General features: G+C 72.0%; 10 protein-coding genes. 7 read left to right on the forward strand and 3 right to left on the reverse strand.

Features of this window, described 5'->3' with window-relative positions:
* Positions 1-716: 716 nt before the first annotated feature.
* Both WT16_RS19830 and WT16_RS19840 read right to left on the reverse strand, forming a co-directional pair.
* Positions 717-2,576, reverse strand: coding sequence for a rhodanese-related sulfurtransferase (locus tag WT16_RS19830; RefSeq protein ID WP_231892085.1), 1,860 nt, complete (start codon positions 2,574-2,576; stop codon positions 717-719).
* A 165-nt stretch (positions 2,577-2,741) separates the two neighbouring features.
* Positions 2,742-3,341 (reverse strand): cysteine dioxygenase, encoded by a 600-nt coding sequence (locus tag WT16_RS19840; RefSeq protein ID WP_063534907.1) that lies wholly within the window; start codon positions 3,339-3,341, stop codon positions 2,742-2,744.
* Between the two features lie 62 nt (positions 3,342-3,403).
* Between WT16_RS19840 and WT16_RS19845 the strand changes: the two genes are divergently transcribed.
* Entirely contained in the window at positions 3,404-4,387 is a 984-nt protein-coding gene (locus tag WT16_RS19845; protein WP_063534034.1) for a LysR family transcriptional regulator, read from the forward strand.
* Positions 4,388-4,538: 151 nt separating this feature from the next.
* Here the strand turns inward: WT16_RS19845 and WT16_RS19850 are convergent, their stop codons facing one another.
* The gene (locus tag WT16_RS19850) at positions 4,539-5,849 is read right to left on the reverse strand and encodes an acyl-CoA dehydrogenase family protein (RefSeq protein ID WP_156521473.1); all 1,311 of its coding nucleotides are present in this window, start codon (positions 5,847-5,849) and stop codon (positions 4,539-4,541) included.
* A 319-nt stretch (positions 5,850-6,168) separates the two neighbouring features.
* Between WT16_RS19850 and WT16_RS19855 the strand changes: the two genes are divergently transcribed.
* The 6 genes from WT16_RS19855 (at position 6,169) to WT16_RS19880 (ending at position 12,669) form a co-directional block, all read left to right on the forward strand.
* The gene (locus WT16_RS19855) at positions 6,169-7,254 is read left to right on the forward strand and encodes an LLM class flavin-dependent oxidoreductase (protein ID WP_015603197.1); all 1,086 of its coding nucleotides are present in this window, start codon (positions 6,169-6,171) and stop codon (positions 7,252-7,254) included.
* Between the two features lie 91 nt (positions 7,255-7,345).
* Entirely contained in the window at positions 7,346-8,188 is an 843-nt protein-coding gene (locus tag WT16_RS19860) for a class II aldolase/adducin family protein (RefSeq protein WP_006027633.1), read from the forward strand.
* Between the two features lie 57 nt (positions 8,189-8,245).
* Positions 8,246-9,319, forward strand: a complete 1,074-nt coding sequence (locus tag WT16_RS19865) for an ABC transporter substrate-binding protein (protein WP_231892086.1) — start codon at positions 8,246-8,248, stop codon at positions 9,317-9,319.
* Between the two features lie 5 nt (positions 9,320-9,324).
* Positions 9,325-10,431, forward strand: coding sequence for an ABC transporter permease subunit (locus tag WT16_RS19870; protein ID WP_063534909.1), 1,107 nt, complete (start codon positions 9,325-9,327; stop codon positions 10,429-10,431).
* On the forward strand, positions 10,425-11,321 hold the full coding sequence (locus WT16_RS19875; protein WP_197486494.1) for an ABC transporter ATP-binding protein: 897 nt from the start codon (positions 10,425-10,427) through the stop codon (positions 11,319-11,321). The genes WT16_RS19870 and WT16_RS19875 overlap by 7 nt, the downstream gene beginning before the upstream one ends.
* Positions 11,322-11,478: 157 nt before the next feature.
* Positions 11,479-12,669 (forward strand): c-type cytochrome, encoded by a 1,191-nt coding sequence (locus tag WT16_RS19880; protein WP_063534036.1) that lies wholly within the window; start codon positions 11,479-11,481, stop codon positions 12,667-12,669.
* Positions 12,670-12,829 lie beyond the last annotated feature (160 nt).

Consider the following 12,829-nt stretch of genomic DNA (forward strand, 5'->3'; position numbering starts at 1 on the left):
AACGAAGAATAAAGATCCGTCGGCTCCGCGCAACGCGGGAATTCACTAACCAGTTAGTTTTAATGCTGCAAGGACAAGGGTTTCGCGGGCGGGCAAGCGGTTGGCTGAAACCGGTTCCCCTCGACACGGGATTTACCCGAATTTACATTCACACAGTCCTTCCAGATTGCTTCCAGACAGCTTTCGTGTGACGATTCCGGGCGGCCGGAACCCCGTGCCCGCGGAAGCGAAAACGTGTTCGTTCAATGACCTGGGTGCGGGGCGCGGGTTGCGCAGCGGGAGGAGCGGCGCGTCGGGCGGCCGGGGCGGACGTCGGCGCAGGTGGCGGCGGCGCTTGGGTTCGGGCGCCGGCCCGGCATTGGGCCTCGGCCTTCGCCCCCTTCGAATTGGGCCCCCGGACTTGCGGCTTCGGACTTCGAACGAAAAACGAATGCATCGGGCCCGAATTCGATGTCGGAGCTTGCCAAACCGGCCTCGGCTGTGCTCGCGAAGCGCAGCCGGCCGATTTTCGGCCAGCGTCGGCTCGCGCCGCATCGTGTCGAACGCGCTGCGCGGCATCGGCCGCGCCCTTCATCGGGTCGCGTCCCTCGCTCGCCCCCTCTCGCCCCTCTCGCCCCTCTCGCCCCTCTCGCCCCTCTCGCGCCTCCCGCCCCCGTCGCACGAAACGATCGCAAGCCTCGCTCAGGTCATCCGCTCATCGCGCGCGCGACGCACGTTCAAAGCACGTCGAAGCGGTGCGTGCCGTCGCGCCCGAGCTGCTCGACGAGGCCGAATTCCCAGTCGAGGTACGCCTGCATCGCTTCGGCCGCGTTGCCCGTGCCCTCGTATGGCCGCCGGTAGCGGTCGATGCGCGGCGAGGCCAGCCGCGTCTCGCCGTGCTCGACCGGCAAGCCCGCGGCAAGCCACGCGAGCGTGCCGCCTTCGAGCACGTGAACCGGCGTGCCCGCCGGCAGCAGCGCGCGCAGATCCGCCGCCGCGAACGCGGCCAATTGCCCCGATCCGCACGTCAGCACGTAGCGGCGCGCGCGCGGAATGCGTGTGAGCGCGTCGCGAAGCTGTGCGCGCACCGCATACCATGCGCCGGGAATGTGCCGCTTCACGTAGTTCGTGCTCGCGGTGACGTCGATGACCGCGACGTCGATTGGCGCGTCGTCCGCTCGCTCGCCGGCACGGTGATCCGCATGCCCGCCGCCGCCTTCGCCGGGGACTTCGCGTGCATGCGCGTCCTGCGCGTCCCGTGTGTTCCGCGCGCTCGCATCGCCGTGCGCAGCTTGTCCTTCGGGAAGCCCGTTCGCCGCCGCGCCGGCGTCCGCGCCCGCATGCGCGCCCAGCCATTGCGCGAGCGTATCGACCGACACCGTCTCACTCGCCTGCGGCTGCGGCGCACTCGCGGCCGGCTCCCCTCGCTCCCCGCGCTCGCGCGCGTCGACCGGCTCGACGACGCGCACGTCCCACCCCATCTGCGCGAGCCACGACGCGGTCATGTCGGCGCGCACGCCGTCGTCGTCCGCGAGCACGATCCGCGCGCCGCGCACCGGCGCATGATGGTCGGTCTCCTGCACGAGCTGGCCGCCCGGCGCGCTCGCGAAGCCCGGCAGGTGGCCGGCCGCGTATTCGTCCGGCGTGCGCACGTCGAAGCGATAGAGCGTGCGATCGTCGGCCTCGAGCGCGCGCAGCTCGCTCGACGCGATGCGCGCGACGCCCGCGCGCCGCGCAACGTCGCGCGCCGCCTGCCGCACGGCCTCGCGCCGCGCCGCGTCCACCTGCTCGGGAAAGCGCCGCGACGCGCCGTGATCGAGCGTCTGCCCTGCGAGCGTCCAGCCGATCGTGCCGTTGCGCAGCGCGGCGACCGGATTCGGCAGCCCCGCGTTGACGAGCGACTGCGCGCCGATGATGCTGCGCGTGCGCCCCGCGCAGTTCACGATCACGCGCGTCGCCGGATCGGGCGCGAGCTCGCGCACCCGCAACACGAGTTCCGCGCCCGGCACGCTCGTCGCGCCCGGGATGCTCATCGTCTGGTATTCGTCGAAGCGCCGCGCATCGACGATCACGACGTCGGCCCGCGCATCGATCAACTGCTTCACTTCCTGCGCGGACAGCGACGGCGTGTGCCGCTTCGCCTCGACGAGCTCGCCGAACGCCTTGCTCGGCACGTTGACGTCGATGAAGAGCTCGCCGCCCGCCGCCTGCCAGCCGGCGAGCCCGCCTTCGAGCAGATGCACGCGCGTGTAGCCGAGCGACGCGAGCACCGCTGCCGCGCGCGGCGCGAGATCCTCGCCGAGCGCTTCGCCGTAGATCGCGATCGTCGTGTCGCGGCGCGGAATGCGCGTCCATGCGTCGAGTTCGAGCTTCGACAGCGGAAAATTCGCGGCCCACAGCGGATGGCCGCGCGCATATGGGTCTTCCTCGCGCACGTCGATCAACGCGATCTCCGCGCCGGCGAGCAGCGCGGCGCGCACGTCGGCGGCGGATAGCGCCGGCAAGCGCGCGGGTGCGCAATCGCGCGCGTTCGGCAAAGCGGAATCGGCGACGCGATGCGAGGCCGGCGAAGATGGGGTCACGGAATCGATGGTCATCGGATCAGGCGGCTTCGGAAAAAACGGGAGTGGATGGGCGTCGCGTCGCCGTCGGCGATCGACGCGCGGCAGGGAAAAGACATCGGGCGATCGCGCGCGCCGGCCGCAGCGCGCGCCGCGCGGCGAAGCGCCGCAGACCGGTGCACGCGCTCGATCGGCACGCGCTCAACCGGCATGCGAATACCCGGACACGAACGGCTTGCGCGTGCCGTCGTCGCGATAGACCGAGCGCTCGACCGCGCCGATGTCCGCGCCATAGACGTGGATGCTGATCGACACGCGATCGGAGAACGCGTTGCTCACGCGATGGATGTCGCCGATCGACGGCGACACCGCGTCGACGCGCCCCGGCTCGAGCCGCACCGCCTTGCCCGCGGGCAGCGGCCGTCCGTCCGGCGCGAGCGCGTAAGGCTGCGAATACTCGGCGCCGCGCAGCACGCCGATCAGCCCCCAAACGGTGTGGTCGTGGATCGGTGTCGCCTGCCCCGGCCCCCACACGAAGCTCACGACCGAAAAGCGCGCGGCCGGATCGAGATGCAGCAGGAACTGCTGGTAGCGCTCGGGATCGGAACGGGCGTAAGCGAGCGGCAGCCAGTCGTCACGCGCGACGAGATCGGCGAGCAGCGCCGCGCCGTCGCGCAGGGTGCGCGGCTCGTCCGGGCGCGTGTCGACGAGCCGCTCGAACGCGGCCACGAACGCGCGCAGCGGCACGCTCGCGCGCAACGCAGCCGGGGAGGATTCATTATGCAAAGAACGCGCGCTCATCGGCAGTCTCTTCGAATATGATTGATCGACATGATGCACCTCGAACTCCATGCAAGACAAACATGAAAATCAGCGACATCGACGCCTATGCCGCCGTGGTCCGCTGCCAGTCGCTGAGCCTGGCCGCAGCCGAGCTCGGCATCACGCAGCCGGCGATCACGCGCCGCGTGCAGAACCTCGAGGAAGCGCTCGGCGTCGAGCTGCTCGACCGCAACACGAAGCCGCCCCGCCCGACCGAGATGGGCTGGCGCGTGCACGACCAATGCCGCGCGGTGCTGCGCGAGATGCGCGCGCTGCGCGAGCTCGCCGCCGAGCCGCTGCCGCCCGCTGGCGCGTTCCGGCTCGGGCTCACGCACGGGATCGGCGAGCTGCTGCTGCTCGATCTGCTCGCGATGCTCGGCGAGCGCTGGCCCGCGCTCGCGCCGCGGGTCGCGACCGGCTGGGGCGGCGCGCTGCTCGATCAGCTCGGCCGTGACGAGCTCGACGCGGCGCTCGTGTTCCTCGCGCGCGAGATCGCGCTGCCGCCGCAAGTCACGGGCGAGCGACTCGTCGGCACGCGGCTCGTCGTTGTTGCGCGCAAGGGCGACTTCCCGCGCCGCAGCTACCGGCTCGCCGACTGCCACGAAGCCGGCTGGGTGCTGAACCCGGACGGCTGCGGATTTCGCGCGGGCCTGAAGCGCGCGCTCGACGCGCAGCGGCTGTCGCTGCGCGTCACGCTCGACACGTATGCGCGCGAGCTGCAATTGCAAAGCGTCGCGAACGGCCTCGGGCTCGGGCTCGCGCCGCTGCCGCTCGTCGAGATCAGCCCGTTGCGCGAGGCGCTCGACATCGTGCCGCTCGCCGACTTCAAGCCGCGGATCGATCTGTGGGCGCTGCGGCGCGTGGACGCCGCGCGGCTCGCCGAGCCCGCCGGCGCGATCGGGCAGCTCGCGCGGGCGCGGTTTCGCACGCTCGGGGATGCGCGCGAGCCGAATGCGGCACGCGCCGCGCGAGCGCCGCGCGAGCGAGTCGGCGGCAGCGCGAAACGGCCGCGCGAGCGGGCCTGAGACGGTCCGAGACGGCCCTGGGCGGAACGTCGCGGCAGCGTCCGTTTTGCGGTTTTGCGCGCACGTCGCGCGATGCGGCGCGGCGCTTCGCTCCCCGCGCGGTTCATTGCGCCGCGCGCCATTCGCTTCGCGTTGCGCTTCGCGAAGCGCATCACCGCGCATCGAGATCGCGATGCGCGGCGAACGCGGCGCGCCCCGCCGCGACGAGTATCGAATCGTTCTGCGGCGTATGAATCCGGCTGCACAGCACGTCGCGATGATGCCGCTCGAGCGGGTTGTGGCGGCTCAGCCCGTGGTTGCCCGATAGCTGCAACGCGAGCTCCGTCACGCGAATCGCGTGGTTCGTCACCGTGAACTTCACGAGCCCGCTCGCGTCGACGCGAAGCGGCGCGCCAGCGTCCGCGCGCGCGGACGCGTCGTCGAGCAGCACGCGGTTCGTCTGCAGCAGCGCGTCGATCTCGCCGACGATTTCCTGCACGCGCGGCAGCGTCGCGAGCGGCGCGCCGAGGCCCGCCGGCGCGCGCTCGCTCGCGAACCCGACGACCCAGTCGCGCGCCGCTTGCGCAACCGCGTCGTACAGGCTGCCAAGCAGCACGATCATCCATGCTTGCTGGTCGGCGTGCGCATCGACGTCGGCCTGGCTCGCGCTCGCCCGCGCCCATTCGTCCGGCGCGCGCAGATCGACTGCGTGATCGAGCGGAATCCGCACGCCGTCGAACACGACTTCGTGGCTGCCCGATGCGCGCAGCCCGAGGTGATTCCAGCTTTCTATCACGCGGATGCCATCGCCGCCCGCGTGCTCGCGCGCCGCGTCGCGCGGCACGAGAAACACGCCGACGCGCGGCGGCGCTTCGTCCGTCCGCGCCCACACCGCGAGCCAACGCAGCGCCGGAATGCCGGTGCTGTACAGCTTGTGGCCGCTCACGCGCCAGCCGTCGCCGTCGCGGCGCGCGACGGTCGCGGGCAGCCCGCCGCGCGCGGGCGAGCCGAGCTCGGGCTCGACGCGCAGCGCGTTGATCAGCGCGCCGTCGGCAACCGCGCTCGCGAATACCGCGCGCCGCGCGGACGCCGGCCAGCGGCTGTCAGCACGGCCGAGCGCGCGATGCTGCAGGTAGGTCATCGTCAGCACGAGCGCGGTCGCCGCGTCCGCACGCGCGATCGCGCCGACGATCCGGCGCGCGCGGGCGAGCGTCGCGCCGCCCCCGCCGTGCTCGCGCGGCACGGCCTGCGCGATCAGGCCATGCGCGTGCAGCCATTCGAAATGCGCGTGCGGAAAGCTGCCGTCCGCGTCGTGCCGCGCCGCGCGCTCGGCGATGCGCGGAACGAGTTCGGCCAGGCTCGCGGCAAGACCCGCGTCGAGCCGGGCGTCGTCGTTCGCGGCGGTCGCGGATTCAACCGACGCGCGCTCATCTTGCGCGCCGTCCGCGTGCACGGAAGACGATTCAGCAAAAAGAGAAGCCATCTGCGGACATTCCGTCATCGAAACCGATCGCGGGCGAGCCGATCGATCGTCAGAACAGTCAGAAAAGTCAGAAAAAAACCGCCCGACCGATGCGCGAAGCAGCGCAAACGAACCGGATTGCCCACAGCGTAAGCGCGCCGTCCGGCCCGGCAAACCATGCAAATACGATATGGTTTCCGGGATTTATTATTTATCTGTTGCATGATCCCGGTGGTAATCTGCGCTCCTGAGTCCCGCCGCGCGCACGCTTTTTCCGGCGCGCGCCGGGCCGGCATCGAACCGCCCGGCCGCGGCCGGGCAACCCGCATCGGAGACCCAGATGAGCGTCGAGATCATCGGCATGATCCAGAGTCAGAAGCAGTCGGAGATCCATCCACCGACCGGCAACGCGGTCGACCGCGACTACGTCCGCACGTTCGCGCAGGCGCACGAGCGCGCCGGCTTCGATCGCATCCTCGTGCCGCATCATTCGACGGGACCATCGGCGACGCTGACGATCTCGTACGCGGCGGCCGTCACCGAGCGCATTCACTTCATGCTCGCCCACCGCCCGGGCTTCACCGCGCCCACGCTCGCCGCGCGCCAGATCGCGACGCTCGACCAGTTCAGCGGCGGCCGCCTCGCGGTCCACTTCATCTCCGGCGGCTCCGACGACGAGCAGCAGCGCGACGGCGATTTTCTCGACCACGACGCGCGCTACGCGCGCACCGATGAGTATCTGGGCATCCTGCGCCGGATCTGGACCGAGGATCGCCCGTTCGATCACGAAGGCGTTCACTACCGCTTCAGGCAGGCCCATTCGGAAGTGAAGCCCGCGCAGAAGCCGCACGTGCCCGTGTATTTCGGCGGCGCGTCGGAGGCGGCGCTCGCGGTGGCCGGCAAGCACGCGGACGTCTACGCGCTGTGGGGCGAATCACTCGACCAGGTGCGCGAGCTGACGGCGCGCGTGCGCGCCGCGGCGGCCGCGCACGGCCGGCAGGTGCGCTTCTCGGTGTCGTTCCGCCCGATCCTCGCCGCGACCGAGGATGCGGCGTGGGCGCGCGCGCACCGGATTCTCGGCGAGACGCGGCGGCTGCGCGACGCGGCCGGGCTCGGCGCCGGCAGCCCGCAGCAGAGCGAAGGCGCGCGGCGGCTGCTCGCCGCGGCCGCTCACGGCGCGCGCGTCGACAAGCGGCTGTGGACCGAGATCGCGAAGCTCACGGGCGCGCGCTCGAATTCGACTGCGCTCGTCGGCACGCCCGAGCAGGTCGCCGACGCGCTCGCCGATTACTACGACCTCGGCGTCACGACGTTCCTGATCCGCGGCTTCGATCCGCTCGACGACGCGATCGATTACGGCCGCGAGCTGATCCCGCGCGTGCGCGCGCTCGTCGCCGCGCGCGACGCGGCCCGCAAGGTTGCTTGAGCGCCGCCGAGGTTCGTCCCGCGCGCCGCCGGCGATCGGGCACGTCGTCGATCAGCCGGTCAGCCAACCAGTTCCCCGAGCCCCCACCGCCATGTCCGCCATCCTGTCCGCCGAAACTCGCCCCGCGTCCGGTCTCACGCTCAATCCGCATCCGCAGCGGAAATTCTGGTTCGATCCGCCCGCGCCGCGCATCGGCGCCGACGCGCAGCGCCGGCATCGGCGCGAGCGGCTCGCCGGCGCATTCCGGCTGTTCGCGCGGCATGGCTTCGATCTCGGCCTCGCCGGCCATATCACCGCGCGCGACCCCGAGCTGACCGACCACTTCTGGGTCAACCCGCTCGGCGTGCATTTCTCGCGGATCAAAGTGTCGGACCTGCTGCTCGTCAATGGCCGCGGCGAAACCGTGATCGGCGAGCGGCCGCTCAACCAGGCCGCGTTCGCGATCCACGCGGCGATCCACGACGCGCATCCGCACGTCGTCGCGGCCGCGCACACGCATTCGACGCACGGCAAGGCATGGTCGACGCTCGGCCGCCCGCTCGATCCGCTGACGCAGGACGCCTGCGTGTTCTTCGAGGATCACGCGCTGTTCGACGACTTCACCGGCATGGTCGTCGACACGAGCGAAGGCGAGCGGATCGCCCGCGCGCTCGCGAAGCCGGACGGCGGCGGCACCGTGAAAGGCGTGATCCTGCGCAACCACGGCATCCTCACCGCCGGGCCGAGCGTCGAGGCGGCCGCGTGGTGGTATATCGCGCTCGATAACGCCGCGCACACGCAGTTGCTCGCCGAGGCCGCGGGCGCGCCGCGCCCGATCGACGCGGCCACCGCGCGCCATACGCACGGCCAGATCGGCGGCCCGGAAGGCGCGCTGCACGCGTTCGAGAGCCTGTACGCGGCGCTCGTCGCCGACGAGCCCGACCTGCTCGACTGAGCGCGCTCGACGCACGGCCGCCGCTCACCTCATTCGCCCCATCTGGAGATCTTCGTCATGACACCCGCCCCCGACGCCCTCTCGCCCGACGCCGCGCCCGCTGGCGGCACGCCCGCCGATGCGCCCGCGCCGCCCGCATCGAGCCGCCGCACGCTGCTGCGCGCGGCGGGCGCGGCCGCGCTCGCCGCGCCGGCGCTGACGCTCGGCCGCAAGGTCTGGTCCGCGCCGCCGCTCAGGAAGCTCACGTTCGCGTGGAACCAGAACGCGTTCTGCCTCACGCCGATCGTCGTCGCGAAGGAACTCGGCTTCTTCGAGAAGAACGGCCTGTCGGTCGACCTGATCAACTACAGCGGCTCGACTGACCAGTTGCTCGAATCGATCGCGACCGGCAAGGCCGACGCCGCGGTCGGCATGATCCACAGGTGGTTGAAGCCGCTCGAAGCGGGCTTCGACGTGAAGATCATCGGCAGCTCGCACGGCGGCTGCGTGCGGCTCGTCGGCGCGAAGGCGGCGGGCGTCACGTCGCTCGCGGCGCTCAAGGGCAGGACAGTCGGCGTGAGCGACCTCGCCGCGCCCGGCAAGCACTTCTTCTCGATCCTGCTCGCGAAGCACGGCATCGATCCGGAGCGCGACGTCACGTGGCGGCAGTATCCGGCCGACCTGCTCGGTGTCGCGGTCGACAAGGGCGAGATCCACGCGATCGCCGACGGCGACCCGAACCTCTATCTGCTCGAAAAGCGCAGCGGCGGCAAGTACGCGGAACTCGCGACGAACCTGACCGGCGAATATGCGCGCAAGGTGTGCTGCGTGATCGGCGCGCGCGGCGCGCTCGTGCGCAACGACCGGCCGGCCGCCGCCGCGCTCGCGCGCGCGATCGTGCAGGCGACCGACTACACACACGAGAATCCGAACGAATCGGCGAAGGTGTTCGCGAAGTATTCGCCGAAGATAGATCCGGAAGACCTGCGCAAGCTGTACGCGACGCTCACGTACACGCATCATCCGACGAACGTCGATCTGCAAAGCGAGATCGCGTTCTACGCGGACGACTTCCGCCGGATCGGCGTGATCAGGAAATCGACGGACCCGCAGCGCTTCGCGCAGCAGGTCTATGCGAACGTGCTGGGGTGAAGCCGATGGCAACGCTCCGACACGCATCGTCCGCGACGCCGCCGGCCGCCATCGACGGCGCTCGCGCGCCCGTCTCCGCCTGCGGCGCGTGCGCGGCGGCGAGCGACGCCATCACGCCGCGCGCGAGCACAGCCGCGCCGTGGCGCACCGGCTTCGTCGCGGCCGTCGCGTGGCTCGCGTTCGGCGCGATCGCGCGGCTGTGGCCGAACCGGATCGTCGGCTTCGCCGACTGGGCGTACACCGACGAGACCGGCATCGCCGCATGGGCGCTCGCCGCCGCGCTGGCCGCGGTCGCGGCGCTGAGCGCATTCGCGCGCGCCGCGCCCGACTCGCGCGCCGCCGCCCGGCTCGCGACGCTGCGGCGCGCGGGACCGTGGCTCGTCGCGCTGCCGCTCGGTCTCGCCGCGTGGGAGATCCTGACCGCCAAAACCGCGCTGCTGCCGACGCCGTTCTTCGCGCCGCCGCAAGCGCTGATCGAGGTGTATGTCGACGACTGGCCGCGCCTCGCCGGCAGCGCCGGCAACACGCTGAAGCTGCTCGGCATCGGCAACGCGTACGGCGCGCTCACGGGCTTTCTGGTCGGCGCCTCGATCGGCTGGTCGCGGCGCATCGGCTACTGGGTGCATCCGGTGCTGCGCGTGCTGGGCCCCGTGCCCGCCACCGCGCTGCTGCCGCTCACGTTCTACTTCTTCCCGTCGAGCTATTCGGCCGCCGCGTTCCTGATCGCGCTCGCGACAGGCTTTCCGGTCGCGGTGCTCACGTGGTCCGGCGTCGCGGGCGTGAACAAAGCGTATTACGACGTCGCGCGCACGCTCGGCGCGAACGCGCGCTTTCTCGTGCTGCGCGTCGCGATTCCGGCCGCGCTGCCGCAGGTGTTCGTCGGTCTCTTCATGGGCCTGAGCGCGTCGTTCACGGTGCTCGTCACGGCCGAGATGATGGGCGTCAAATCGGGCCTCGGCTGGTATCTGAGCTGGGCGCAGGGCTGGGCGTCGTACGTCAACATGTACGCGGCGCTCATCGTGATGGCCCTGCTGTTCTCCGGACTCATCACGCTGCTGTTCGCGGTGCGCGACCGGGCGCTCGCGTGGCAGAAAGGAACCGTCAAATGGTGAACGAAGCGATGGCCGCGCGGACGGCCGGCACCCGCGGCGAGATCTCCGCGAACGCGGCGGCGGAAACGGCGGCCGCCGACGCGGCCATCGAAGCAGCCGCCGACGCGGCCATCGAAGCAGCCACCGACGCGCCCGGCGGCGCGCGCATCGACGTGCGGCGCGTGAGCCACTGGTTCGACACGCCGGGCGGGCCGCTGCAGGTGCTCGACGACGTCACGCTGTCGGTCGCGCCCGGCGAGTTCGTCGCGCTGCTGGGCCCGAGCGGCTGCGGAAAATCGACGCTGCTGCGGCTCGTCGCGGGCCTCGACGCGGCGACGCAAGGCGCGCTCCTGCAGAACGGCGCGCCGATCAGGCGGCCCGATCCGTCGCGGATCGTCGTGTTCCAGGACCCGACGCTGTATCCGTGGCGGCGCGTGCGCGCGAACGTCGCGCTCGGGCTGCAGGCGCGCGGCGTGCTCGCCCGCGAGCGCGGCCGCGTCGACGACGCGCTCGCGCGCGTCGGCCTGAGCGAATTCGCCGACGCGTTTCCGCATCAGTTGTCGGGCGGAATGGCGCAGCGCGTCGCGCTCGCACGGGCGCTCGTCAACGATCCGCAACTGCTCGTGCTCGACGAGCCGCTCGGCAAGCTCGACTCGCTGACGCGGCTCGCGATGCAGGCCGAGCTCGCCGCGTTGTGGCGGCGCGCGCGGTTCTCCGCGCTGCTCGTCACGCACGACGTCGAGGAGGCGCTCTTTCTCGCGCAACGCGTGATCGTGTTCGGGCCGCGGCCTGCGCGCATCGTCGCGGAGCTGCGCGTCGCGCTGCCTTATCCGCGACATCGCGGCGATCCGCATCTCGCCGAGCTGCGGCGCGAGGCGCTATGGCACCTCGGGCTCGATGCGGACTGGTAGGCGGCGGTGACGGCGTGACGGCGATGGTGACGATTGCAGCAGGACCGACGACAGCGAAGCCGACGGCAGCGAAGCCCGCAATTCGGCCGCCGCGCCGGGTCCGCGCGCAGGGTGCGACGCGCGCGCGGCATCGCGCATTCCGTTCGCCGACGAAGCGATGAACGCGCTGCCCGCCGAATCGTGGCTGAACGCGCTGCTGAGTGCGCTGCGCGCGGCCGAGCTCGCGCTGCTGCACGCGGCGCATGCGCTCGGCATCGCGGCGGACACGCACGGCCAGCCCGCTTGGCCGTGGGCGCGGCGCGTCGCCGCCGAGACGCTGCGGCTCGATCTCGGCGTCGCGCGTGCGCTCGCCGCGGCGCTCGCGATGACCGCCGCGGCGCTGCTGATCGCGATCGTCGCGCTCGCTCGACGCCGGCGGCGCGCGCCCCTGCTCGCGATCGCCGCGCTGTCGGCCGCGTGCGCGCCGTGGCCCGCGCCGTCGCTATGGCTCGCCGACGCCGTGCCGACCAGCTTCCACACGCGCCCCGAGCCGTTCTCGGTCGCGTCGGCCGTGCGCGGCGCACGGCTCTATGCCGTGCACTGCGCCGCGTGCCACGGCGAGGACGGCCGCGGCGACGGTCCGCTCGCGCACACGCTCGAACGCTGGCCGCCGACCGTCGTCGGCCCGCTGCTCGGCCGCCGCGTCGACGGCGAGCTGTTCTGGCGCGTGGTCGCCGGCATGCGCGACGCGCGCGGCGCGCCGACGATGCCGGGTTTCGCGGGCCGGCTGTCGGACGACGACGTCTGGGCCGTGCTCGACTACCTGAACGTGCTCGCCGCGCGCGGCGGCGCGCAGAGTGGCGACGGCTGGCCGCTGCCGGTGCGGCTGCCCGAGCTCGACGTGCGCTGCGCGGGCGGCTCGCCGCAGCCGCTCGCGCAATGGCGCAGCGGACAGCGCGTGCGTGTCGTCGCGCTCGGCGAGCGGGACGCGCCGCCCGTCGAAGACGCGCGCTGGCAGACGCTGCTCGTCAGGCGCGACGGCGGTTCACCCGCGGCGGCGAACGCAGTCGGTCGCGCGGCTTGCGTCGCGGCGACGCCCGGCGCATGGGACACGTTCGCCGCGCTCGCGGGCATCGCGCCACGAGCGTTCGCCGGCGCGCAACTGCTCGCCGACCGCGACGGCTGGCTGCGCGCGGCGGCGCGGCCCGGCGAGCGCGGCTGGCGCGACGCGGATCTGCTGTGCGCGCCGGCGCGTTCGCCAGGCCGGCCGTCGCCGCCGCCCACGCGCGGCGGCGACGCGCTGACCGCGCTCCTGCTGCGCATCGATGCGCAGCCCGTGCGCGACGTGCGAGGCGGGTTCATCCATTGACGCGCCGGACGAATGCGCAACGTGCGGCGATCGAAACGAACCGCCGCGCGAATCGAATGATTCGAGCGTTTCGAGCGTTTCGAGCAAATCAAGCGCTTCCACAGCTATTCGAATCCACCGAATGAACCGAGAACACGAGAGACATCGCCGCGGCGGCGCA

Source organism: Burkholderia sp. MSMB1589WGS (genome assembly GCF_001636105.1).
GTDB lineage: Bacteria > Pseudomonadota > Gammaproteobacteria > Burkholderiales > Burkholderiaceae > Burkholderia > Burkholderia humptydooensis.